This is a genomic window from Sphingobacterium psychroaquaticum (assembly GCF_900177625.1).
Taxonomy (GTDB): Bacteria; Bacteroidota; Bacteroidia; order Sphingobacteriales; family Sphingobacteriaceae; genus Sphingobacterium; species Sphingobacterium psychroaquaticum.
This window is the reverse complement of the sequence record NZ_FXAU01000002.1, coordinates 664,856-690,671: the sequence shown is the minus strand read 5'-3', so window position 1 is coordinate 690,671 and position 25,816 is coordinate 664,856. Positions and strand designations below refer to the sequence as shown.

The window sequence follows — 25,816 nt, the reverse complement described above, 5'->3', positions numbered from 1 at the left end:
AGATGACAACGTTGATAGGCTATAGGTGTAAAGGTTGAGAGACCAAAGCCGAGTAGTACTAATAGCCCGAAGCTTTCTACAGCGATAGAAACACTGTTGTTTTCTTACTTGTTTCCCTTCTTTCTTCCTGATATGTTATTTAGTTGTTTGTTTAAATTTTATAGCAAGCACATAAAGATATTCAGGTGCCTATATCGGCGGTGTCTACCTCTTCCCATTCCGAACAGAGAAGTCAAGCCCGCCAGAGCCGATGGTATTGCCGTAACAGGTGGGAGAGTAGGTCGGCGCCTAATTTTATACGAAAGCTCCTTCAGGAAACTGGAGGGGCTTTTTTGTTAATACATGATAGTTTGTAGATCATAGAGGGTAGTTCGTAGGCTTTAGTTTATGGAAAGTAGTTCGTAGTTTATAGTGAATTGTCTGTAAACAACCAACCATAAACTACGATCTAACAACTATAAACTCCCAACTACTTAGGCATGTGTTCACTTAGCTTATCCATGGATAAGCCCAAGCCCTTTGCGACACTCATACCTAAATTTGTATCGGCACGGAACCAGTGACATAGCTGACGCATAATGATTTCGTCCTTTTTCGGACCATCGACGCCTGACATATTATCCACAATATTATTTACGAGATGCTCCTTTTCGTTCGCATCCAATAATCGATAGAGATCGCCGGGTTGTGTAAAGTGGTCATCATCGTTATTATTACGATCATAATGATCTGCTACCAGACTATCTAGTTTTAACGGTGGTTCAACATAGCTCTGGTCGGCTACGAAGCCATCGAAACTGTTAGGATGGTAATTCGGCAGGGATCCTCCATTGCCATCAACGCGCATGTATCCGTCGCGGTGATAATTGTTCACCATAAAAGGACAACGGTTTACAGGGATTTGCTCGAAGTTTGTTCCTAAGCGGTAGCGGTGTGCATCCGGGTACGATAAGATACGTCCTTGAAGCATTTTATCCGGCGAGAAACTAATTCCGTCTACGACATGGGCAGGTGCGAAGGCCGCTTGTTCGACATCTGCAAAGTAGTTTGCTGGATTTTCATTGAGTTCCAGAATCCCAACTTCGATAAGAGGATATTCTTTTTGTGACCATACTTTCGTTAAATCAAATGGGTTCCATCGAAATGTTTTGGTTTGCTCCTCGGTCATAACCTGAATATGTAGTTTCCATTTTGGGAAATCACCTTTCTCAATAGTTGTATAGAGATCACGTTGTGCGTAATCGGGGTCAATCCCGCGCATCTCCATAGCTTCCTTACCGGTTAAGTTTCGGATTCCTTGTTCCGTGCGAAAATGGAATTTCACATATACACGTTCATTATCCTTGTTAATCATGGAGAAAGTATGGCTACCATAACCATGCATATGTCTGAATCCATATGGTGTTCCTCTATTGGACATGAGTATGGTAACTTGATGTAATGATTCTGGATTTAGCGACCAGAAGTCCCACACCATTGTCGGGAACTTACAGTTTGTATACGGATCCCTTTTTTGGGTATGTATAAAATCTGGAAATTTACGAGGGTCTTTAATAAAGAATACCGGTGTGTTGTTACCAACAAGGTCATAATTCCCATCTTCCGTATAAAATTTCATGGCGAAACCTCTTGGATCGCGCTCGGAATCCGCGGAGCCACGCTCGCCACCAACAGTGGAGAATCGCATAAACACTTTGGTTTCTTTTCCTACCTTGTTTAAAAATTTGGCGCGGGTGTACTTACTGATGTCATTAGTGACGGTAAATTTTCCATAAGCGCCTGAACCTTTTGCATGGACAATACGTTCCGGTATGCGCTCCCGATTAAACTGCGCAAGCTTTTCATGCAGAAAGTAGTCTTGTAATAGCAATTGACCACGTGGTCCTGCAGAAAGTGAATCCTCGTAATGCGGCATTGGCGCGCCTGAAGATGTCGTGATTTTTTTATTGTTTTCTCCCATAATGTTTAATTTTCTCAAATCTAACTTTAAAAGATACAGCCTGTATATCATATTGTTCTATAGCGTATAACGCTTTTCGATAATAGCCTTGTATCTTTTCCGATATTTTAATTTTATTCCATCTATTATTGTTATTTTCACCTACCTGAATCTATTATTATTAAGCATGAAAAGAGTCAAATTGTTTTTGATGAGCGGTGTTTTGCCCTTGTTTTTATTCGGACAAAATCCACCGAAGCCTTATGGTGTCTTACCTTCTGAGCGGCAACTTCGTTGGCACGAAATGGAAATGTACTGTTTGATCCATTATACCCCTACCACATTCCAAAATAAGGAATGGGGTTATGGTGATGCCGATCCACATATTTTTAATCCACGAAATTTTAATGCTGATCAAATAGCTAAGGCTGCTGCTTCTGCTGGTTTTAAAGGATTGATCTCTGTTGCAAAACACCACGATGGCTTTTGTTTATGGCCCACGAAAACGACATCTTATAGCGTTGCAAGCTCTTTGTACAAGGAGGGGCGTGGGGATATGGTTCGTGAATTTATGGATGCGACGCATGCACATGGGATGAAATTCGGGGTTTATCTTTCGGCGTGGGATCGGAATGATACGCGATATGGCACACCCGCATATGCTGATGCTTACCGAGAACAGCTTACAGAATTGATGACCCAATATGGGGAGCTTTTTACGTCATGGCATGATGGTGCTAACGGTGGTGATGGTTATTATGGCGGGCGAAATGAAAAGCGTATTATCGACCGAACAACCTATTATGATTGGTTTGGAAAGACTTGGCCTATTGTTCGGAAGCACCAACCTATGGCGATGATTTTTTCTGATGTAGGACCTGATATGCGTTGGGTCGGTAATGAGCATGGTTCGGCTGCTGAGACGAGTTGGGCAACAATAACTCCGAAGAGCAAAGATGGTAAAAAACCTGTACCGGGTGTGGTAGATGAGTCTAATTTACCGACAGGAGATCGTGGAGGAGAGCAATGGATCCCGGCTGAATGTGACGTTCCTCAGCGACCAGGTTGGTTCTATCATCCCGAGCAAGATCAGCAAGTGAAAACGCCAAATCAGTTATTTGATATCTACTTAAAGTCGGTCGGACGAGGTGCTAATATGAACCTGGGTCTTGCACCGATGCCGGATGGTTATCTGCATGAAAATGATGTGAAATCGCTAGCTGCTTTTGGACAAAAAGTGGAACAAACATTTAAGAAAAACTTAGCTGGAGGCGCAAAGATTGTTGCTTCTAATGTAAGAGGTAAAGCCAAAATATTTGCAGCATCAAATCTTTTGGATGCCGATCGTTATAGCTATTATGCTTCAGAAGATAATGTACATAATCCCGTCTTGGAAATTCAACTTCAGGAAGAAACGACATTTGACATCATTCGCTTGCGTGAGAATATTAAGTTAGGACAACGGTTGGATAGTGTGGTCGTCGAGGAGCACAAGAACGGCCGCTGGCAGGTATTGGCACGAGCAACGAGTATTGGAGCAAACAGACTTATTAAATTAGATCATCCCGTTACAGCACGTAAATTAAAACTAAAATTATATGCCCCTGTTGCGCCTGCATTAAGTGATTTTGCGCTTTTTAAAGAATATGATGAGCCGTTTAAATTTGAGAGAGAAGCGCAAGCTAAAGTAAAAGTAACTAGAACAGGATTTGATTTGGTGACAGCAGGTGCTGATCAAGCTGTAGATGGAAAATCGGAAACATTTGCTTCTTTACCTAAATCGGAAGATGGCCTTGTCTTTAAATTGAATAAGGCTGTTTCTTCTATTGGTTACTTGCCGCGGCAGGATGGACAAAAAGAGGGGATGGTCACAAAGTTTGTTATTTATGTGAGTTCTGATAATATCCAATGGAGGCCGTTGAGACAAGGAGAGTTGTCCAATATTCAAGCGAACCCAATTGAGCAGTTCGTTTCCTTTGGGACACCAATTCAAGAAGGTTATATTAAGTTTGTCCCGAAAGAAACAATCGGAACAACATTTACGGTTGCGGAGTTTAATCTATATCAATAATCCTATGAGACTTTTTTGTACGTTGGTGCTCGTTGTGATCACCCTACATTTGAATGCGCAAGATTTACTCATGTGGTATAATAAGCCAGCGACCCGTTGGGAAGAAACATTACCTTTAGGTAATGGCCGTGTCGGGATGATGCCTAACGGTGGAGTCCGTGACGAGGCTATTGTATTGAATGAAATTTCCATGTGGTCGGGTAGTCCAGAGGACCCGAATAATTACGATGCTTACAAAAGTGTTCAGCAAATTCAAGAGCTGCTATTTGCGGGAAAGAATGACGAAGCGGAAAGGTTGGTCAACCTTAATTTTGTATGTAGTGGGCAAGGTTCTGGTCATGGAAATGGTGCTAAAGTGCCATACGGTGCATTCCAGAACTTTGGTTTTCTAAATTTTTTACACCAAATTGGTGATGGGGATATTGTCGATTATAAGCGTACTTTGGACCTGGATAAAGCTTTAGCAACGACCTCGTTTGCTGTAAATGGTACAACATATCGACGGGAATATTTTACATCTTTTGACCGGAATGTAGGTGTTATCCGCTTGTCGGCGAGTAAAGCACAATCCATTTCTTTTGCCTTGCATTTTTACCGCGATGAAAATCTTTCTCAGGTTCAAGTGGAGGAGAATGAGATAAAAGTAAGCGGCTATCTTCCTGATGGAAAAGGTGGAAACGGGATTCAGTTTGCGGGACAGGTTAGGATTGTGGCCCAAGGAGGGAAACGTATGGTGCACGATAATGAACTTATCGTAAAGGACGCAGATGAAGTCTTGATCTACGTAGGCGCTTCAACAAGTTATTATGGGCATGACCCCGTTCGCACTGTGTCAGATGAAATAAATAGCACCAATCAACTGACATACGCAACCGCTTATGAACGACATCTTACAGCTTATTCTCCGATTATGAGCCGGGTATCGTTATCACTAAAAGACGACGTATCTCGACAAGATGTTCCGACCGATATACGCATTCGTGATTTTCACCTTAATCCACAGCATGATAACGGTTTGTCATCCTTGTATTATCAGTTTGGGCGATACTTAAGCATCGCTAGTACCGCACCAAAAGTAGCAAATGCTTTACCGCCCAATTTGCAAGGATTATGGGCACATCAGATACAAACACCATGGAATGGTGATTACCACTTGAATATCAATGCACAGATGAATCACTGGGGCGTTGAAGTAAGTAACCTATCGGAATATCACCTGCCTTTTATCGAGATGATAAAACGTATTGCTAAGACGGGAGAAAAGACGGCCAAAGCGTATTATAATGCACCAGGTTGGGTGGTCTACATGATGACCAATGTTTGGGGATATTCAGCGCCTGGGGAGCAGGCTTCCTGGGGAGCTAGTACGGCATCCGGCTGGTTATGCAATCATTTATGGGAGCACTATCTGTTTACCGGAGATACGGATTACTTACGCGAGATTTATCCACTTCTAAAAGGTGCTGCGGAATTTTATAAAGCAACCTTGGTGAAAGATCCTAAGACCGGTTGGCTGGTTACTTCGCCGTCGGTATCCCCGGAAAATGCTTTTCGGATGGATAACGGTAAGACAACAGCCGTTGTGATGGGACCAACGATCGACAATCAGATCGTACGGGAGTTGTATGGTGCCGTTATCGAGGCAGATAAGCTACTTGGACTAAAAGATCCCTTTGCTGCAACACTAAGCACCGACCTAAAAGATGTTCCGCCGGCAGTGGTGATCAGTAAGTCAGGTCGTGTCATGGAGTGGCTCGAAGATTATAAGGAAGTGGAACCAAAACATAGACATGTATCACATTTGTATGGATTGTATCCAGCAAATTTCATTTCACCTGTTACAACAAAAGAATGGGCTGATGCTGCTCGAAAAACGCTAGAGGTACGTGGTGATGAGGGAACAGGATGGTCACGCGCATGGAAAGTTCTTTTCTGGGCACGGTTACATGATGGAGATCATGCATTAGAGATTTTACGTCAACTCCTCAAACCAGCCTATGCGGAAGGAACTGATTATAAAGGTGTCGGTGCTGGGACGTATCCAAATTTATTTTGTGCACATCCTCCTTTCCAGATTGACGGTAATTTTGGAGGATCCGCTGGAATTGCTGAAATGTTACTTCAGTCGCATGATGGCTACATTCATCTGTTGCCGGCTCTTCCAGGTTTTTGGAAGGAAGGTCAGGTAAAAGGCTTGAAAGCTCGTGGCAATTATTTGGTAGATATTAGTTGGAAAGACGGAAAAGTAATAGATTATAAGATCAAGGGAAAGAATAAGGGAAAGAATAAGGGAACGGTGAAGGTACTGGTCAACGGGAAACTGAGTAATATTAAAATTTAAGCAAAACAGGCGGAAACGCCTGTTTTTTTTGTATCTTATAGAAATTCAGATAATTATAAACAATAATATGATGAAAAGACTAACCGCATGGTGTCGGTATAGCCTTTCTCTATTTTTAATCGTTGTTGTAACCATTTCCTGTAAAAATGAAGTAATATCTTTTGACGATCATAATGAAAGCTATACCGTAGCGTTCGAGTTCCAGGAATTCGACGCCTCTGTTTCCCCCTTACAAAATATAGGAAAGTATACGGCCTTGTCTAAACTTTCTAGTATAACGAATGTTCCTCCACAAGTCGTGCAAGATGAATACCTCTACTACTGGTCTTTTAATACGGGATCGTCTATCCCTGATATTTCAATAGATAAAAATGCTAAGTTCTTATATAATGACGGTGAAGTTCCAGATGACTTTAGTGCACAAGGATGGGCTTCTAATGGTTTTGCAGGAGGGTATGCGATGGTGCTTCGTGGTCTCCAGGATCTGGTTGTTAAAGTGCCCTTGGACCGTGTTCAATCATTGAAATCAATAGGTTTTGATATTAGTTCATCTGCAACAGGGCCAAAAGATTTTGAATTTCTATATACGCAAGATGGCGAAACCTATCACTCTATTTCAGCAGATAATCAATTTGCCAACGTCGGGTCCAGCTCATCGAGTTATCCGAAGAATAGCTTTATTTTTTATGTGGATACTATAGCTTTGGATTATGATCGACCATTGTATGTTCAATTGCTTATGAAAGCAGGTGATCGCGGTTCTGCCGGTAATTATAATGCATCGATGGGGGTAACGCGTATTGATAATTTTAATCTGACGGGATTAAGTAAAACTATGACCCATTCATCGATCCGCCGTCTTCACTATGCGATATTCAACCGAGAGACGAATCGCTTGGTAGAGGAGAATAATGTGGATTTTTCAGCAGAAGGGTGGCCCGGTCTTTCTTTACAGTTGCCGCCAGGTGAATATGTGAGCATTTTTTTATCTAACGAGTCCGCTGCTGATCTGTACATTTCGGATATAACCGATGCACAAACATATTCCGTGCGGAATTTATTCTCGAACAGTAAGGCCAAAATATTTGGTGTGACACATACTTTTTCCGTCCGACAAGATATCGATGTTCCACTTTTATTGCATCGCTATTATAGTATGGTTAAGTTTGAATTTACAGATAATCGTGATCTTACCAATGTGGGAAGGATTACTATTAAACCGTTACATACACCTTTTGTATATGTACCATTTGGTGATCGTTCTAAAGATATAGGGGTTGATGATGAAATTGTTTCGTTCGCTGTGGATTTTGAGGCGGAGAGTAAAGAGTTTTATTTTCATCAGTTTATGGGAGATCAGGGAGAACCTCAAGAGGTTGTGTACCTGGTGACAGTGCGGGATAAAGAAGAGCGACAGCTGAGAGATTTTACGGTCAATAGTCGTATGCGAAATAACATGCAGCTTGTTTTTAGGGGAGAACTGTTGAGTGGAATCGATCAAGAAGCGGAATTTATAGTTCGTTTGAACGAAGACTGGGATGGTGAAATTATAGAACCTTTCTAGCATAAAAAAGGTGGCTATCCTTTAGAAACAGCCACCTTTTTTATATCGTTGAATAGATTAAACTAGTTTTTCCAGTAAATTATTCCAACCGACTAAATCTCCGATAATTCGGCTTAGGTCGGCAATATTCACACGCTCTTGTTCCATACTGTCACGATGACGAATGGTAACGGTGTTATCCTCTAATGTTTGGTGATCCACTGTAATACAATATGGTGTTCCAATAGCATCTTGACGACGGTAACGTTTTCCAATGGCATCCTTTTCATCATATTGGACATTGAACTCCATTTTAAGCTTCGCCATAATTTCGCGTGCTTTTTCCGGTAACCCATCTTTTTTCGTTAATGGAAGTATAGCTGCTTTTACAGGAGCGATTGCGGGATGGAATTTCAATACCACACGAGAATCTTGTTTTTCTTCTGTTGATAGATCTTCTTGTTCCAATGAATTGGCAAGTACCGTGAGGAATAAACGATCTAATCCAATAGAAGTCTCGATCACATACGGAATGTAGTTTTGGTTTATTTCTGGATCGAAGTATTGCATTTTTTTCTTCGAAAACTCTTGATGCTGTTTCAAGTCAAAATCCGTACGGGAGTGAATACCTTCTACCTCTTTAAATCCAAATGGGAATTCGTATTCGATGTCTACTGCAGCATTAGCGTAGTGTGCTAATTTGGCGTGATCGTGATAACGGTATTTCGCTGGATCTGAACCTAAAGCCAAGTGCCATTTTAAGCGTGTCTCTTTCCATTTTGCATACCACTCTAATTCAGAACCGGGACGTACAAAAAATTGCATTTCCATTTGTTCAAATTCTCGCATACGCATAATGAACTGACGTGCAATAACCTCGTTACGGAAAGCTTTACCGATTTGAGCGATACCAAAAGGGATTTTCATTCGTCCAGTTTTCTGAACATTCAAGAAGTTCACAAAGATACCTTGTGCAGTTTCTGGACGAAGGTACACTTGCTCTGCTCCGTCAGCCATCGCACCCATCTGCGTTGCAAACATCAAGTTAAATTGACGTACATCGGTCCAGTTTTTTGTGCCTGAGATGGGGCATACGATATTATGTTCTTCGATGATGTCTTTCAAACGTACTAAGTCGTCCGCATTTAAGGCGTCATCCAAGTCTTTTTGCAGCTGCGTTGCTTTATCTGTTTTACCGTCTTTCTCGTAGCGATCGATTTTATCTTCGATAAGTTGATCGGCGCGATAACGTTTTTTAGAATCTTTATTGTCGATCATCGGATCGTTAAATCCATCCACATGCCCAGACGCTTTCCAGGTTGTTGGGTGCATGAAAATTGCGGCATCGATACCTACAATGTTTTCATTGAGTTGCACCATGGATTTCCACCAATAGGTCTTCAAATTGTTCTTTAGTTCAGAACCTAACTGACCATAATCATATACGGCACTTAGGCCGTCATAAATTTCACTTGACGGGAATACAAATCCGTATTCCTTGGCATGCGATATAATGCTTTTAAAAAAATCGTCTGTTTGCTTGCTCATAAGGGCAAATATAAAGGATTCGCCCGACTTATTGTGCTAATAAGTCGCGAATTTGTTGCGTTGCGTTTTTGTTATCTACTTTTTTGATTATGTGTTGGATAACGCCCCCCTCATCGATCACAAAAGTGGTCCTTGCTGTCCCCATATACTTTTTGCCGTACATGTTTTTTTCTACCCATACGCCGTAATCATTTACAATTTTTTGGTCTTCATCGGCAAGAAGATTGAACGGGAGTTCATGCTTGCTAATAAATTTCTGATGCGATTGTTCGCTGTCAATACTAACACCCAATACCTCGAAACCATCTTTTAATAGTGCCTGATAATTATCACGGAAATTACATGCCTCTGTTGTACAACCTGGTGTATTATCTTTGGGGTAGAAATATAAAATAACCTTCTTTCCTGTGAAATCAGACAATTGAATTGTTTCTCCTTTTTGATTTTTTGCTGTTATTGCGGGGGCTTTATCGCCAATTTGTAGTTCTGCCATGGTTTAATTATTTACTAAAATTAACTTCATATACTTTCTCGTTGTCTTTCCAATCCTTTACCACCAGTTTAAAGCGATGAGTTCCCTTGGATAAAGTAGAATCAAAGACATGCCACAAGTGTTTGTTTTTAGAATCATACTCCATTAATACCCATTGATCATCGATGTAACCGTCGAAGGATTGAATTCCGGAGAAGTTATCCGAGATGGTAAAATCTATTTTTCGCTGTGCTGCTATACTTTTACCGGCACTAAAATTTCGTGGAGAGATCGTTGGAGCAATGGTGTCAACGACAACATAAAAGTTGCCAAAATTCCGTGTGTTGACGGTCACCCATCCATTTTCGAACTTTCCTCCTTCAGCACCACCTTCAGCTGAAGCAATTAATGCTTTATCTTGTAGATGCGCGGGCAAGTTTGTCGGTTTAATGCTTAAGTTGTAGGCGGAAAACAAGGGCGTTAAGCTATTATGTACACGATGTGTTATGGAATATGCATTTGTCGGTTGTGGAGCAGTGCTATACAGAAAATCAACATCATCGTATAGCACACCTTGCGGTATATTTATTTTGATTGCTTCTTGTTCAAATGTATTTACTTTGTTGTACGAAAAGAGTTCTCCATATCGCTTTGGTGCAGCAGCGGGAGGAACAGGGTTATTTTGAATTTTAAAATCCAACTCACTGCAATTACCTGCTACATCCTTTACCACATATTTCGCATCATATGTCCGCGGTTCGGTCAGATAGATAACACCTCTATCTTTTAGCGTTTTGAAAATTTCAATAACATTTCCTGGATCTTTAAAGCTTTTTTGAATTTTCGCTTTTGTTTTTTTCCAATGCGGATAGTCTATGTAAGAATGGATTCCTCGGGAGGTATTAAAGTCCAATTCTTCAAAAACAACGGTAGAAACGGCTTGTCCATCAATAAAAAGCTCGATAGAGTATACGCCGTTTTGAAAACCACCAGCCCGGTGTCTATCAATGGTACTAATGCCCAAGCCAAATTTGGCTTGTACTTGTACCGGAGACTGGAGCGCATATCGACCACTCCCTATACTACGGACAGCAAATGATTTACGTGGGGTATTCTCACTGAACAGCTCATCATTTAAATCATACAGCATAATGCTGTTTATTGTTGGATTAAAGTTATCCGCAAAACGGAGTCCGAAGAGCTGTGGGTTTAACGGGTGTTGTGTCTTTGTATCACGGATTTCAAAATGCAAGTGCGGCCCACCTGATCCCCCTGAATTTCCGGCATCTCCGATGTATTGTCCTTTTGTTAACTGAACTTGCTCGGGCGTTAAGGTTACATCTACATCAAAACGTCGCTGTTTAAACTGCTCGGCGCGAACGATCGCAGTTAGTACCTCATTGAAGCCATCCATATGTAGGTAGACCGACGAAAAACCATTCGGATGATCAATGTACATTGAATTACCTCCACCTCCAATTTGTACCCGTATACGGGAAACAAAACCATCGGCGGCAGCATGTAATGGTAAACCGATGCGTTGTTGTGTCCGGTAATCGTCACCAGCGTGGAAATGTGTTGTCCGGAGCTCTCCAAAAGTTCCAGAGGCATCTAGCGCAATATTTAAGGGATTGCGGAAGTAACCCTGTGGATAATCCCGAGAAGTAATCACATCTCTTTTTTGAGCTTGTGCAAAGAAAAGAGACAGCGCACAGCTGGCCAAAATGGCTATACGTTTCTTCATCATTATTTAATTTGGCAGATAAACATAGATTTTTCTGCAATAAATCCTTCTAGTTTGTCCCCAATAGCAACCGGACCAACCCCGGCCGGTGTACCCGTAAAGAGCAAATCACCTTTACGGAGGGTGATATATTGTGAAATAAAAACGATCAAGGATTCGATATCAAAAATCATATCCTCGGTATTCCCGATTTGTACGACTTCTTCATTTTTCTTGAGACTAAAATTAATATTGTTAATCGACTCAAATTCGTCTTTGGGAATTAATGTACCGACTACTGCAGAGTGATCGAAAGCTTTAGCTAATTCCCACGGAAGTCCTTTTTGTTTGAGTGTAGACTGTAAATCACGGGCCGTAAAGTCTATCCCTAAACCGATGGCATCGTAATATTTGTGTGCGAATTTTTTAGTGACGTGCTTGCCTTCATTGCAAATACGGACGACAACTTCTACTTCATAATGTACATCTTTCGAAAAATCTGGATAGTAAAAGTCCTTGTTATCTTTGAGGACAGCGGTGTCCGGTTTTAAAAAGATGACAGGGTTCTCCGGAACCGGATTATTAAGTTCTTTAGCGTGATCGATATAATTTCTACCTACTGCAATAATTTTCATGTGTTGAAATAGACTTTTATGTTGAGTGTTTTAAACAAACTTAATCATTCCTCCTCCTTATTCCAAAGGTAGTCTTCGGATAATAGGGGCTTTAAAAGTGTCGGAGAGGGACTACAGATTCCTTTCCAGGGCCTTCATTCATTACGCTGACGTTGTTTGAGAAGTTCGATGACTATACGGAAACGGGGTGTTATGGGCTTGAAAAGAAAAGTAATCTTTTAATCATTGGCCTTATTTGAGGGGTTGAAAATGTGCCCGCAAGATTACAAGAGCTTTGCTTATATGATATTCGACGGCACGCTCTGAAATGAACAATAATTGTGCGATCTCTCTGTTGGTGAGCCCTTGCTCTCGGCTCATTTTGAATACATTTTTACATTGTTTGGGAAGCATATTCACGACATGGTTTATACGATCTTTAAGCTCTTTGAAATGTAGTTGACTATCTTCGTAGATTACATTGCTTTCTGTCAGAATGACTTCGTGATGCCGGTTCCGTGTGGCCTTATTACGGATATATTCCAAGCTTTTTAATTTTACGGAACGGAGTAGGTAGCGCTCTGCATCATGCAGGGATAACTTATCTTTGCGTTCCCAGAGTGACTTGAAGATTTCCTGTACGATTTCCTTCGCATCGTCTGCGTTATCCGCAGTTTTTAATGCAAAAGAATACATACGCTTCCAATAGGTTTGGAAGAGCTCTTCGAAAGACTCTCTGGTGATGTGGTGTGTTGTATGGTCTGCGTTGATATCCAAAACGATGGTAAAGATACATTTTATTTAGAATGATTATAAATAAAATACATCTTTATCCATTTATACTTATTTTCCCGATCCGATACTTCCTTTTATTTTTTCTGTTAGCTTATATCGATTGGGTACTTTTTTTTGTGAAGGACTTTCGCACCTAATGATTTCATTCTCTTTAAGAATCCTTAAGTTATTGAATATACTAGCATAGCAGTATTTTTTTTCTACTTGGTTTAAGAGCAAGAAAATTTGATCTCCTGAAAGACTATCATTTGTCTGTATGATGGTTTGGATAATTGCTTTTTGAATGGGTTTTAGTTGTTCAAAATCAATATACATAATGTTGACCAATTATTTGTTTTTTATGCTTAGCGACCAAGTTGATAAAGAATCTATGACCATTTTTTCGTCGTCAGGCTATTTTTATGCGCTCTAAATGTAGCTTGTAGAGACCTACTATATTGTGAAAATCGGTTCCAAATGGGATCACCTGTGCCGTCAACATGTACACCGCACAATGGACGCCTCTCTTTTCTTAATAATCAAGGTGTCTCATTTGTCAGTTCTTGGGAACCTTGGATTAATCACAAATAAAGAGCAACCTATAGGTTAGTTGCATTGCTGTGGGGTATACCGAATGTGAGACCAAAAGATTATTCGTGGAACTGCTCGATTTTTTTTATGTTTAAGACATGAACAACATAGAAGCAGTGCTTTTTGACCTAGACGGCACGTTGATTGACTCTGAATTTTTTTATTTTTCCAATTGGCAGCCTATCCTGTCTTCGGAATTTGATTTTGAAATCACTTTTACGGATTGGATTCAGTTCTTCGCGGGACATACTTTGGTCGCTAATGTGGATTTATTGAAAAAGAAATGGGGTATCGAAACAACCGTGGAGTTTATGTGGAAGGAAACAAGAGCAAACTATGCGAAGTCTGACATGCGGACAATCCAATTGATGCCACATGCCCGTGAAATTCTCGAGGCTTTACATGAATCGCCTATGCGTATAGGTCTCGTAACATCAAGCTATAGGACAACAGTAGATACTGTATTGGGACATCATAATCTGTTACCTTTTTTTGAGTTTTTTGTGACGCGCGAAAAAGTTACAGAAGCGAAACCTGCGGCAGAACCTTACCTTTTAGCCTGTGATTTGTTAGGTCTTCCGAAAGCGAATATTGTTGCGGTGGAAGATACGATTACTGGGTTTTCCGCCGCAAAAGCGGCCGGAATATCGTGTATTGCTGTTTCGGAACAAGAGAGCGAACGGGCTAAGCTAGTCGACGCAACGCACTTGGTCGAAGACTTAATTGGAGTTCGTAATATATTGCTTTAATGGTTTTAGCTAGTGTTTAATTCAATATTATTTGTATTTTCGACCATCAAAAAATAAACATGAATCATGAATAGAAGAACGGCCATAAAGCAGTTGTTTGTGGTTGCTGGAGGGATAATGATTGCAACGTCATGTGCTGGCGATGGTCAATCTACATCTATCGTCCTGACCAATATCAAGCTTTCTGCAACTGATGAAAAACTTCTTGGAGACTTTGTTGAGGCTATAATTCCTGCCTCGGATTCGCCCGGTGGTAACGCGCTTAACTTACATCTTTTTGTGATGAAGATGGTCGACGATTGTCAGACCAAAGAAGAACAAAAAGCCTTTATTGAAGGTTTGAAGCAAGCGGCAGATTCGTTAAAGAAGGCTGATCAAAAAGCAATTTTAGATTATTTGAATGGTCTTCCAAAAGAAGATGTATTTTTTAAGATTCTAAAACGTCGTACGGTCCAGGGTTATTTGAATTCTGAATATGTGATGAAGAACAAATTGATTTATGAATTAGTACCGGGCCGCTATGATGGTGCCGTAAAAGTAAATGTATAAGGCACATGGCAAACATAAATATTGATTCAGTAAAAGATAGAACTTATGATGCTATCGTGGTCGGTTCAGGAATTAGCGGCGGCTGGTCGGCGAAGGAACTTTGTGAAAAAGGGTTGAAGACCTTGGTGTTGGAACGAGGACGAGATGTTCAGCATGTGAAAGATTACCCTACCACCAATATGAATCCTTGGGAATTCGAACACCGCAATGAGTTACCACTAAAGATTAAGGAAGAAAATCCGATTGTTAGTAAATGCTATGCTTTTCACGAAGATGCAGCCCATTTCTTTGTGAAAGATAAGGAACACCCTTATATACAGGAAAAGCCATTCGATTGGATTCGTGGTTATCAGGTCGGAGGAAAATCACTATTATGGGCACGGCAAACGCAACGGTGGTCCGATTTGGATTTTAAAGGGCCGGAACGGGATGGCTTTGCTGTAGATTGGCCTATTCGCTATGCGGATCTTAAACCGTGGTACGATCATGTGGAACGCTTCGCCGGGATTGCTGGCGATCGGGATGGTCTACCGGAATTACCTGATGGAGAGTTCTTGCCTGGTTATCCACTAAATGTAGTGGAGAAGTATTTTAAGCAACAGGTTGAAGGTAAGTTCTCCGGGAGAAAAGTTATTTCAGCACGATGTGCTCATATTTCGAAACCACAACCTATACATATTCAACAGGGGCGAACGCAGTGTCAGAATCGCACGCTCTGCCAACGGGGCTGTCCGTTTGGAGGGTACTTTAGTTCCAATGCATCGACATTACCTTGGGCTGCTAAAACTGGAAATTTAACGATGCGTCCCGATTCAGTGGTGCACTCGATTATATACGATGAAACGAAAGGGAAGGCTGTAGGGGTTAAGGTAATTGATCGCAATACAAAGGAGGAAATTGATTTCTTTGCTAAAATTATTTTTGTCAATGCAGCGGCATTAAATACGAATCTAATTCTTTTAAACTCCATTTCCGGTCGTTTTCCACAAGGATTGGGAAATGATAGTGGAACTTTGGGTAAATACGTGGCTTTTCATAATTATAGTGCGCGTATTTACGGCGAGTATGAGGGGCTACTGGATTATAAGACAGAAGGTCGAAATCCTGCTGGTGGCGGATATATTCCTCGTTTTCGAAATCTATATAAACAAGAAACAGATTATTTACGGGGTTATGCCGCCGGTTTCGGGGCTTGGCGTTCTTCTTCTTCTGATCAATCGGGCCTGGGCATGGATCTGAAGGATTCGTTATTGAACCCGAAGCTTGGAAATTGGGGAGTTGGCTCGCACATGATGGGCGAGACTATTCCTAAGGAAAGTAGTTATGTAGCACTTGATGTGAAACAAACAGATGATTGGGGAATTCCATTACTTAAAATTGCGATCGACTATGACGATAATGATGTGAAGATGAAGAAGGATTACCTCGATACCATGGAAGAGATGTTTGTTTCGGCTGGTTTTACAAATATCAAACGAGATGAGAATACACAACCTCCTGGTTTAGATATTCATGAAATGGGAGGTGTGCGTATGGGCTTGGATCCAAAAACATCTATGCTTAATAAATGGAACCAATTGCATGCTGTGCCCAATGTTTTTGTCACGGATGGAGCTGCAATGACTTCGACATCTACACAGAATCCCTCCCTTACTTACATGGCTTTTTCTGCACGTTCGGTAGATTATGCGGTTGAGCAGCTGAAAAAGGGCGAATTGTAACTTTTTCGCAACATTAAGAAAAACCTCTCTAAAAAAATAGAGAGGTTTTTTTGTTAAAAAATTTGCTAAAACGATTAAAATGCTTTAATTCGTATAATTATTGTTACTAATTGTAAGCCTATAACCACTATTTTCTAGATATGAATATTATGCTAGTTCATGTGTTTCAAATAGATAAAACGTTTTAGCTATTAAACTAAATATAAATCAAACTATACAGACAAACTATGTTAAACTTTGACAAATTGAAACAGATTCGGGGAGGATTATTGATGCTTCCTTTATCATTTCTTGCAACCGGTTACAACGTTGCGTATGCTCGAGTTGATATCGGGCGATTGGATGCCAGCTACATACAGAGTCAGCAAACAGTGACTGGTACTGTGCGCGACATCAGTACTGGCGCTCCGATAGGAGGTGTTACCATAAAAGTAAAAGGAATGGGCGCCGGGACGCAAACGGACCGTGAAGGGAAGTTCAGTTTAAATGCAGGAGCTAGCGATATTTTAGTTGCTAGTTTTATCGGTTATCAAGAGCAGGAAGTCATGCTTTCGGGAAAATCGTCCATTGTAATCGAGCTTTCATCGGTAGACAAGAATATTGAAGAGGTCGTGGTGACGGCTTTAGGGATTAAACGTGAAAAGAAATCGTTAGGTTACTCCACGACGACGGTAGGAGGTGAGCAATTTACGGAGGCTCGGGATCCCAATCTAGGGAATGCTTTATCGGGAAAGGTCGCAGGGGTAAGTGTTGCTGGCAATGCCACGGGTATGGGCGGGAGTAGCCGCGTTGTGATCCGCGGTAATGCTTCGCTAACCGGTAATAACCAACCTCTATACATAGTAGATGGTATCCCATTGGACAACCAGTCTTCAGGTTCTGCTGGACAGTGGGGTGGTTTGGATATGGGGGATGGTCTGAATAGTATAAATGCAGATGACATTGCTAGTATCCAAGTGCTGAAAGGTGCGGCTGCATCAGCTTTATATGGATACCGAGGAGGAAATGGTGTTATTATGATTACGACGAAATCAGGTAAAGCACAGCCAGGCTTAGGCATCGATGTCAATAATAACTTTACGGTAAATACTATTTATGACTATCGTGATTTCCAATCGGTTTATGGACAAGGGAATCAAGGTTTGAAACCATCTACACAAAGTTCTGCATTTCAGACATATGACCAAAGTTGGGGGGCACGCTTGGATGGTAGTAATGCCATGAATGCCTTGGGGAATACATATGCTTATTCTGGTGTCGATAACTGGAAGAATTTTTATCGTACAGGGTTAACCAATCAGACCTCTGTGGCTGTTAGTGGTAGCGATGAGAAATCGAGTTTTCGCCTAGGTCTGAATAATATATACGATGGTTCTATCCTTCCTAATGCAAATTCGAACCAACGGGGAATTAATTTGAATACGACGTATAAGATTACACCCCGTGTGCAGTTAGGATTGAATGCCAATTATATGTTTGAATTTGTAAAAAATAGGGCGAATCTATCGGATGGGAATGGTAATACCAATGCGAGTTTGTTGTACCTAGCGAATAGTTACGATGTGCGTTGGTTAGAGGCGGCAGTCGATGGACAAGGCCGAGAATTGCAGCCTGGAAATAATGTATATTTCAACAACCCTTACTTTTTACAGTACAACAAATCCAACAATTCGACACGGAAACGTTTAACAGGAGGATTGAATCTGCGTTATGATATCACCGACTGGTTGTACGCGCAAGGTGCCATAACACGTGACGGCTATACTTTAGGCTTTAAGCAGATTCAACCAAAAGGTGCCTCAGCGGATCCCAATGGTTATATCAATGAGTATAGCAAGGAGTTTGAAGAAACTAATTTTAACTACCTAATTGGTGCCAAGAAGAAAGTAGGTGATTTTTCTATTGGAGCAACCATTGGTGGAAATAGCCAAACGACTAAATGGGAACAATGGGGAACCGACGGTGGTATTCGACCATTTATTGTCGGAGGTGTGTATAATACCGGTAACGTAACAGCCAGCACACGGACATTCAAAAAACTTTACGAAGAGTATAAAGTTAACTCGGTCTATGGAACAGCAGATTTTGGGTTTCGCGATTATTTATTCTTAAACCTTACCGGGCGGAATGACTGGTTCTCTACGTTGGATCCGAATAATAACAGTTATTTCTATCCTTCAGCAAGCTTAAGCTATGTATTCACCGATCATTTGACTTTGCCTACTTGGATGAATATGGGTAAGCTACGTTTGTCACGCGCTTCCGCATCAAACGGAACTTCACCATATGAAACAGCGTTAATGTATAAGACACAATCTTTCGATTTAAATGGCCAGCCTTTAGGAACGATTGAAAACGAGACGGTTCCTAATCCGAATCTGAAACCAGTTCGTATTGCAGAATGGGAGGCCGGTTTAAATATGGAGTTCTTCAATAACCGGTTGGGTTTTGATGTGGCTTTGTATCAGAAGACCACGACCGACGATATCGCGAAAGTTACGACGAGTACGGGATCTGGATTTTCTGCTGCGATCAAAAACATAGGAAAAATCCGTAACCAAGGCGTGGAAGCTTTGATTTATGGTGATATCATTCGGAGTGCGGATTTCAAGTGGAAAGGATCTGTGAATTTCGCATTTAATGATAGTGAAGTACAGTATTTGGGGGAGCAGGATCGTTTGAGTATTGAAGGAGCTGTATCGCGTTCGGGAAATGCTTCCATACAAAATATTGTGGGTATGTCCTATGGGCAAATTGTAGGCTTTAAATATAAAACCGATGCTAATGGAAACCGTATCTTCAATAAAGATGGTTTGCCGGTTCGGTCCTCGGATGTTGCTGTGTTAGGCAATGGTGTTTACCGTTTTACCGGTGGTTTCCGTAATGATTTTAGTTATAAGGGATTTACCTTAGGGATGTTGTTAGATGTGAAGTTAGGTGCTAAAATGTTCTCAGGAACGAACTTGAACCTATATGGCACAGGCTTGCAGAAGGCGACACTTGAAGGACGTGAAGGCGGTATTGTGGGCCAAGGTGTGACAGAAACGGGAGAAGTCAATACAAAGTCGGTAGATGCACAGACTTACTGGAAGCATGTTGTTAATGAGAATTTTACAGAGGAGTTTGTTTACGACGCTGGCTTTGTGAAGTTGCGTGAGGTTTCATTTGGTTATAGTTTACCAAGTTCAATGCTGACAAAAACACCATTCAGAGGTGCCTCTTTCTCATTAGTTGGTCGGAACCTATGGACCATTCATAAAAGCACGCCGAATATTGATCCTGAATCGGCATATAATAACGGAAATGGACAAGGTTTAGAATTGAATGGGTATCCGTTTACTCGTAACGTAGGCTTTAACTTAAATCTGAAATTCTAATACCGAAGATCAAGATTATAATAAAATAGAAAAATGAAAAGGAAACTTTTATATATACTAGCTGCATGTGGATTCGGTCTATCTTCATGTAGTGATTTTGGAGATTTGAATGTAAATCCAGAAACGATTGGTAAAGATGGTATGGATTACAAGTTAGTCTTTACGAACGTACAACAATACGGATATGGTACCGAATATGAAGCCTGGCGAAATGGTTTGATCTACATCAGTACGATGATTCAACACACGGCATCTGTACAGAGTTACTGGAATGGGGATAAATATACCTATAGTGCGGGCTATAATTCTGCTTTTTGGGATCGGATGTATCCGAATGGGATCCGTGACGTAATTGACTTAATGGAAAACTGGAAAGATAACGAAGCGTTCTACGCGGAATATCAGATGGCTCGTATCATGAAAGTGTTATTGTTCCATCGTATGACGGATCTATATGGAGATGTACCCTATTCGCAAGCCGGACAGGGGTATTATCAGTCTAATGGTTACCCGAAATATGATACACAAGAGTCGATTTATTTTGACATGCTCAAAGAATTACAGGAAGCCGCAACTAACCTGCAAGGGAAATCTTCTACTATAGGTCCTGCTGATATTATATATAATGGAGATGTCACCAAATGGCGCAAATTCGCTTACTCTTTGATGCTGCGTTTAGGGATGCGGTTATCCAAGATTGATGCCGAAGCTGCAAAGAGCTGGGTTAATACAGCTGTAGCAGGAGGTCTTTTCTTAAGTAACGACGAGAGTGCTATTGTGAAACATGCCGCTGGTGTGACGGCTAATAATAGTGCGGAACCCTTTGGAAAGGTTTATGTTCATGAAGATCCAAATGCGTACCGTATGAGCGAATCATTTATCAATCTTCTACGGGATTCTAAAGATCCTCGCTTGTCTTTCTTAGCGACGGTGGTTAAAGATCCAACGATTAAGGTTGATGCGGGAAATTGGTCGAGAGGGGATACTACTGCGGCAAAGCAATTGGGAATGCCAAATGGTTATGACTTACTAGGTGGAGCGACAGATATTAAAAAGTATTCGTTGTTTCCTGATAAGCAAGGGCTGACAGGAGACTCCTTAAATATGTATTCTGTTGTAAACCGATATACTTATGGGCGAATCGATGCGCCGACCTTCTTGGTAACACATGCAGAAAACCAATTACTGCTTGCGGAAGCCGCTTACCGTGGTTGGATTTCTGGAACGGCAAAATCTTACTACGATGCCGGTGTGACCGCTGCTATGAAACAGTTTACACAATTCGGTATACAAGGTATTAGTGATGCTGCGATTCAGAATTACTTAACAGCGAATCCTTTTAGTCAATCTACTGCTTTAGAGCAAATCAATACACAGTATTATATTAATACGTTTACTGATGAGTACGAGTCGTTCGCGAATTGGCGTCGTTCCGGTTATCCCGTGTTGAAGACCGTGAACTATATTGGAAATGCAACCAATGGAACTATTCCGAGAAGATTCACATATCCTACGGAAGAGTCTACGGTTAATCAAAAAAATTACCAAGAAGCTGTAGGTCGTTTAACCGATGGCGATCGCATGACTTCTCGTGTGTGGTGGGATAAATTATAATGTATTGACATACAAATAAAAATCAGAACTCCCTGGCTATAAAAAGCTAGGGAGTTTTTTGTGTTTAAGACGTGTTGACGTTGTTCTTATTTGATGTCGTTTTCCAAAACGAAGAGGTTAGAAATATAGTGTATCTATGTGGTGTGAGATTCTTTGATCTATATATGTCTGGAGGGGTGTACTATGTAGCTAAAAGACAAACTAAAACACAAAAGGCTGTTCCTTACGGGACAGCCTTTTTAATCACATTATATTACAACTATAATTAAATCTCTACCAAAGCATCCATTTTAAAGTCGTCATCCATTAGGTGGACAATTTCCATGGATTTTTCATAGTTTGTTGATTTCTTCGAGAAGAAATCATGTTGTGTTGTTTCGGTGTTTAGACCGTTCAATACAATTGGGTTTACTTGCTTTACTTCGAAGATTGGATCAAAGCCTAAATTCATTAAAGCTTTGTTACCGTTGTAGCGTACGTATTCTTTCACTTCAGCTGTTAAGCCTACAACAGTATATAATTCTTCGGTATATTTAATTTCATTTTCGTACAAGTCGTTTAACAAGTTCATGAAACGAGCCTTTACTTCTTCTTTGTTGGATAGGCGGCTATAGACTTCTTGTGCAATTAAACCTACGAATACACCGTGAATAGACTCGTCAGCAATAATTTTTTTGATAATATCCGCAGAGGCTACCATCTGTCCTTGTCCACATAACCATAAAGGCAAGAAAAATCCAGAGTAAAACAAGAAAGACTCTAATAAAACCGATGCTGCAAGCGCCATAAACAATTCCTCATCGTTTACTTGCTCTTTATCAATCGCACGGTAATATTTATCTATCGTAGAAGCTTTGTATTGCAAGAATTTGTTTTCCTTCACCCATCCAAATACATCATTGATCTCATTCGTAGTAGATACCGTCGTAAAGATCGTTGAATATGATTTAGCATGGATAGCCTCCATCATACACATGTACGAAAGAACTGCTTTATTCTGTAAAGAGTCGATATGGTCGATAATTTTCGGCATACCCGTGTGGCTTTGTAGGGTATCCAACAGTGTCAATCCGCCCAAAGCTTTCTTGTAACACTCCTTCATATCCCAGCTCAAGCCTTTCCAGCTATCGATATCCTTAGAAGGAATATATTCTGTGTCAATCCAGAATTGTCTTATATTCTGCTCCCAGAACATCAAGACATAATCGTTGTCCGGGGTGTTCCAGTTTACAGCTTTAAATTGTTTGCTCATTTTCTTTATTAATAATAGTAAAACCAAAAGTTATCGTCCCTGGCTCAGCGTTATGCCGAGCAGGAGATACACTCATCAATGGTCGACTTACGTGTACGTGTATAGTACAACGATTTCAATCCTAGCTTATGCGCGTAGATATAATACTTCGCTAAATCACGTGTTGAATCTTTTGAATTCGTATGCAAAATTGTCGAAACACCTTGATCGATATGACGCTGGATAACCGAAATCAATTTCAATACTTTAAATTGATCCATATCATAAGCGGACTTGAAGTAGAAATAATTATCATTTGTTAGATAAGGCATTGGGTAGTACGTCGTACTATCGCCATATTCTCTTACTTCAATGATATCTACAATTGGCATAACCGATGCCGTTGCATTCATGATATAGGAGGTCGATTGGTTTGGAGCAATTGCCAAGCGGTATGCGTGGTAGATACCATGTTCTGCCACTTGTGCTTTTAGCTGTTCCCAATCCTTACTTGTCGGAATATAAACCCCTTCAAATAATTCTTTTACTTTATCTGTTGTTGGGGTGTATTCGCGCGTTGTGTACGTATCAAAGTATGTTCCGTCTGCGTAAGAAGATTTTTCAAAACCCGTGAAGGTACGACCTCTTTCTTTTGCAATCTCCATCGATGCTTCTAACGAGTAGTAGTTCATCATCATGAAGAAGGTATTGGCGAAGTCAAGGGCTTCGGTTGATTCATACATGATAAAGCTCTTAGCCAAGAAACCATGTAAGTTCATCGCACCCAATCCTACGGAATGTAATTCTTTATTTGCTTTAGCAATAGATGGAACCATGTCTATATCGGTCACATCTGTTACTACAGTAAGCGCACGCATAGCTGTTTTTACGGTTTCTTTGACCCGTTTATTGTCCATTACTGTAGCGATGTTCAATGAGCCTAAGTTACAAGAGATACCGTAACGGATGGTGTCTTCTTTACCGTAAGTATTGATATCTGAAACCTGAGATACCTGCATAATTTCAGTACAAAGGTTAGAGAATTTCACTTTTCCGATACCATTTAATGCATGGGCACGGTTGGTGTTTTCTTTAAAGAAGATATATGGGTAGCCAGATTCTTTTTGTGTCTGTGCTATTTTCACCAACATGTGGCGTGCGTTAATTTTTTTCTTTTTAACGTTCGGATTGGTGATCAACTCGTCATACATTTCATCCATATCCATCTCATCCAAAGCAACGCCATACTCTTGCATTACCGTGTGCGGGTAAATTAAGTAGCAAGCTTCATCTTTTTCGGCAAGTTCCATGAATTTATCAGGGACGATAATACCAATGGAAAGCGATTTGATACGTACTTTTTCATCGACGTTGATCTTCTTACAATCCAAGAACTCTTCGATGTCTGAGTGGAATATATTCAAATAAACAGCACCTGCACCAGGACGTTGTCCCAGTTGGTTTGCGTAAGAGAAGGTATCTTCCATGATTTTCATGATGGGAAGAACACCACCAGCACGGCCTTCTACACCTTTGATGGCCTCACCGCGAGCACGAATTTTTGATATATTGAAAGAAACACCACCACCAATGGACGATAATTTCATCGCAGAATCGACAGCATAACCAATACCGTTCAAATTGTCTCCAATTTCATCAAGGAAACAAGAAACCAATTCGCCAGAACGTTTTTTTCCAGCATTCAAGAACGTCGGGGTAGCAGGCTGATATTCTTGATTAATCATGATTTCCGCGTATTCGATAGCTTTTTGTACACCTTCTTCGCGCGCTAGGAAGAGTGCTACAGAAACAACACGGTCTTCGTAACGCTCTAGGAATTTTTCGCCTGAGTCATCACGTAAGGCGTAACTCTGAAAGAATTTAAAGGCAGCCATAAACGATTGAAAACGGAATTTCTTGGCATGAACGAAATCGTACACCTTTTCCATCTCTTCGAATGTAAACCATTCGTAGTAATTGATGTAATAATTGTTCTCGATCAAGTAATCCACTTTCTCTTTTAGGTTATAAAAGAAAACAGTGTTTTTGTTTACGTGTTCCAAGAAATAGGCACGTACAGCTTCCTTGTCTTTCTCCAAGCTGTATTCGTCCTCATGCTTAATCATGATTTCATTATTAAGCAATATCCAGTTTTTTGCTACCTCGTTTGCTATCATTGTATTGGTTTTTTATTATGTCGATAAACTGATTGATGTCTTCCATAGTGCCTGAAAGTTCAAATTTCATGGCTAAAGGGACATCATAATTTTCGGATACTTTATCTGCGGCGAGACCAAAGTTTCGGCCCCAGTTTCTGTTTCCACTTGATGTTACGGAGAAAATTTTCTCAGCGTAAGCATTCATAAATGCTACTGTTTTGTCGGGCATGGAACCTATCTTGGTGGTATAGGTTACCAGGTGGCCTGCCTCTGGCACATCGATATCGTCTGCGATCTGATGTGCCTGCCAACCTGTAATTTGGACAACCTTATTTATAAAGCGTTGAACATTACCTGTTCTGGAGTCATAATATAGATGAACCATGTTGCTTGTATTTTAGGGGTGAACATGATTACAGTGCTATTGTTGCTAACTCTTCTGGTTTAAAACCGATAATGCGCTGTTGTACTTCTTCATTATCTAGGACAAGTACCGTAGGCACCGTTCGTATTTTAAACTTAGCCGCCAGGTCAGGTTGATCAAAAGGATTTATCGTCTCGTAAGAGATGCCCTTGTTATCCAAATAAGCCGATACTTGTGCGCATGGAGCACAGTCGTTTTTTTCAAATTTAATGATTCTTGCCATGTTGTTGTTAAGTTTAATTCTATCTCGAAATAGAAAGATAAAACACGAGTCTTGAGAAGGTCCGAATCTCAAGCAAAACAAATATCCATTATTTTAATCCGGTACTCTAACGATACTTTTCCACACCCGTGTTCACTTTCAGAAATAAATGCC

The 25,816-nt window shown here is 40.7% G+C and carries 18 protein-coding genes and 1 rRNA gene; 9 read left to right on the top strand and 10 right to left on the bottom strand.

Annotated elements, in window-relative coordinates:
* Positions 1 to 181 precede the first annotated feature (181 nt).
* A 5S ribosomal RNA gene (rrf, locus tag B9Y69_RS08410) occupies positions 182 to 293 on the top strand.
* Between the two features lie 176 nt (positions 294 to 469).
* Here the strand turns inward: rrf and B9Y69_RS08405 are convergent.
* The gene (locus B9Y69_RS08405; protein WP_085472483.1) at positions 470 to 1,960 is read right to left on the bottom strand and encodes a catalase; all 1,491 of its coding nucleotides are present in this window, start codon (positions 1,958 to 1,960) and stop codon (positions 470 to 472) included.
* A gap of 166 nt (positions 1,961 to 2,126) precedes the next feature.
* Between B9Y69_RS08405 and B9Y69_RS08400 the strand changes: the two genes are divergently transcribed.
* From B9Y69_RS08400 to B9Y69_RS08390, 3 genes are all read left to right on the top strand, one after another.
* Positions 2,127 to 4,010, top strand: a complete 1,884-nt coding sequence (locus tag B9Y69_RS08400; RefSeq protein WP_085472482.1) for an alpha-L-fucosidase — start codon at positions 2,127 to 2,129, stop codon at positions 4,008 to 4,010.
* A 4-nt stretch (positions 4,011 to 4,014) separates the two neighbouring features.
* Positions 4,015 to 6,351 (top strand): glycoside hydrolase family 95 protein, encoded by a 2,337-nt coding sequence (locus tag B9Y69_RS08395; RefSeq protein ID WP_085472481.1) that lies wholly within the window; start codon positions 4,015 to 4,017, stop codon positions 6,349 to 6,351.
* A 67-nt stretch (positions 6,352 to 6,418) separates the two neighbouring features.
* Positions 6,419 to 7,915 carry a hypothetical protein gene (locus tag B9Y69_RS08390; protein WP_144036527.1) on the top strand — a complete coding sequence of 499 codons (1,497 nt, stop codon included), beginning with the start codon at positions 6,419 to 6,421 and terminating at the stop codon, positions 7,913 to 7,915.
* A 57-nt stretch (positions 7,916 to 7,972) separates the two neighbouring features.
* On the opposite strand, the gene B9Y69_RS08385 is transcribed toward B9Y69_RS08390, so the two are convergent.
* The 5 genes from B9Y69_RS08385 to B9Y69_RS08365 all read right to left on the bottom strand — a co-directional run bounded on the left by B9Y69_RS08385 (position 7,973) and on the right by B9Y69_RS08365 (position 13,028).
* On the bottom strand, positions 7,973 to 9,442 hold the full coding sequence (locus tag B9Y69_RS08385; RefSeq protein ID WP_085472479.1) for a glycine--tRNA ligase: 1,470 nt from the start codon (positions 9,440 to 9,442) through the stop codon (positions 7,973 to 7,975).
* Between the two features lie 28 nt (positions 9,443 to 9,470).
* Positions 9,471 to 9,935, bottom strand: a complete 465-nt coding sequence (gene bcp, locus B9Y69_RS08380; RefSeq protein ID WP_085472478.1) for a thioredoxin-dependent thiol peroxidase — start codon at positions 9,933 to 9,935, stop codon at positions 9,471 to 9,473.
* Positions 9,936 to 9,942: 7 nt separating this feature from the next.
* Positions 9,943 to 11,661, bottom strand: coding sequence for a M23 family metallopeptidase (locus B9Y69_RS08375; RefSeq protein WP_234991151.1), 1,719 nt, complete (start codon positions 11,659 to 11,661; stop codon positions 9,943 to 9,945).
* Complete coding sequence (locus B9Y69_RS08370; protein WP_085472476.1) at positions 11,661 to 12,272, bottom strand: fumarylacetoacetate hydrolase family protein; 612 nt, start codon at positions 12,270 to 12,272, stop codon at positions 11,661 to 11,663. The genes B9Y69_RS08375 and B9Y69_RS08370 overlap by 1 nt, the downstream gene beginning before the upstream one ends.
* Positions 12,273 to 12,503: 231 nt before the next feature.
* Complete coding sequence (locus tag B9Y69_RS08365; protein WP_234991149.1) at positions 12,504 to 13,028, bottom strand: RNA polymerase sigma-70 factor; 525 nt, start codon at positions 13,026 to 13,028, stop codon at positions 12,504 to 12,506.
* 686 nt (positions 13,029 to 13,714) lie between these two features.
* Between B9Y69_RS08365 and B9Y69_RS08355 the strand changes: the two genes are divergently transcribed.
* From B9Y69_RS08355 to B9Y69_RS08335, 5 genes are all read left to right on the top strand, one after another.
* Positions 13,715 to 14,365 (top strand): HAD family hydrolase, encoded by a 651-nt coding sequence (locus B9Y69_RS08355; RefSeq protein WP_085472474.1) that lies wholly within the window; start codon positions 13,715 to 13,717, stop codon positions 14,363 to 14,365.
* A 66-nt stretch (positions 14,366 to 14,431) separates the two neighbouring features.
* Positions 14,432 to 14,914: a gluconate 2-dehydrogenase subunit 3 family protein gene (locus tag B9Y69_RS08350; protein ID WP_085472473.1), complete on the top strand. Its 483-nt coding sequence runs from the start codon at positions 14,432 to 14,434 to the stop codon at positions 14,912 to 14,914.
* 5 nt (positions 14,915 to 14,919) lie between these two features.
* Positions 14,920 to 16,635 (top strand): GMC oxidoreductase, encoded by a 1,716-nt coding sequence (locus B9Y69_RS08345; protein WP_085472472.1) that lies wholly within the window; start codon positions 14,920 to 14,922, stop codon positions 16,633 to 16,635.
* A 227-nt stretch (positions 16,636 to 16,862) separates the two neighbouring features.
* Positions 16,863 to 20,012 carry a SusC/RagA family TonB-linked outer membrane protein gene (locus tag B9Y69_RS08340; protein ID WP_234991147.1) on the top strand — a complete coding sequence of 1,050 codons (3,150 nt, stop codon included), beginning with the start codon at positions 16,863 to 16,865 and terminating at the stop codon, positions 20,010 to 20,012.
* Between the two features lie 33 nt (positions 20,013 to 20,045).
* On the top strand, positions 20,046 to 21,626 hold the full coding sequence (locus tag B9Y69_RS08335; protein WP_085472470.1) for a SusD/RagB family nutrient-binding outer membrane lipoprotein: 1,581 nt from the start codon (positions 20,046 to 20,048) through the stop codon (positions 21,624 to 21,626).
* Between the two features lie 265 nt (positions 21,627 to 21,891).
* Here B9Y69_RS08335 and nrdF read toward each other — a convergent pair whose 3' ends face one another.
* The 4 genes from nrdF to B9Y69_RS08315 are packed head-to-tail and all read right to left on the bottom strand — an operon-like array spanning position 21,892 to position 25,663.
* The gene (gene nrdF / locus B9Y69_RS08330) at positions 21,892 to 22,878 is read right to left on the bottom strand and encodes a class 1b ribonucleoside-diphosphate reductase subunit beta (protein WP_085472469.1); all 987 of its coding nucleotides are present in this window, start codon (positions 22,876 to 22,878) and stop codon (positions 21,892 to 21,894) included.
* A gap of 50 nt (positions 22,879 to 22,928) precedes the next feature.
* Positions 22,929 to 25,034, bottom strand: a complete 2,106-nt coding sequence (nrdE, locus tag B9Y69_RS08325; RefSeq protein WP_085472468.1) for a class 1b ribonucleoside-diphosphate reductase subunit alpha — start codon at positions 25,032 to 25,034, stop codon at positions 22,929 to 22,931.
* Positions 24,994 to 25,401: a class Ib ribonucleoside-diphosphate reductase assembly flavoprotein NrdI gene (gene nrdI, locus B9Y69_RS08320; RefSeq protein ID WP_085472467.1), complete on the bottom strand. Its 408-nt coding sequence runs from the start codon at positions 25,399 to 25,401 to the stop codon at positions 24,994 to 24,996. The genes nrdE and nrdI overlap by 41 nt, the downstream gene beginning before the upstream one ends.
* A gap of 28 nt (positions 25,402 to 25,429) precedes the next feature.
* Positions 25,430 to 25,663 (bottom strand): glutaredoxin family protein, encoded by a 234-nt coding sequence (locus tag B9Y69_RS08315; protein ID WP_085472466.1) that lies wholly within the window; start codon positions 25,661 to 25,663, stop codon positions 25,430 to 25,432.
* Positions 25,664 to 25,816: the final 153 nt, after the last annotated feature.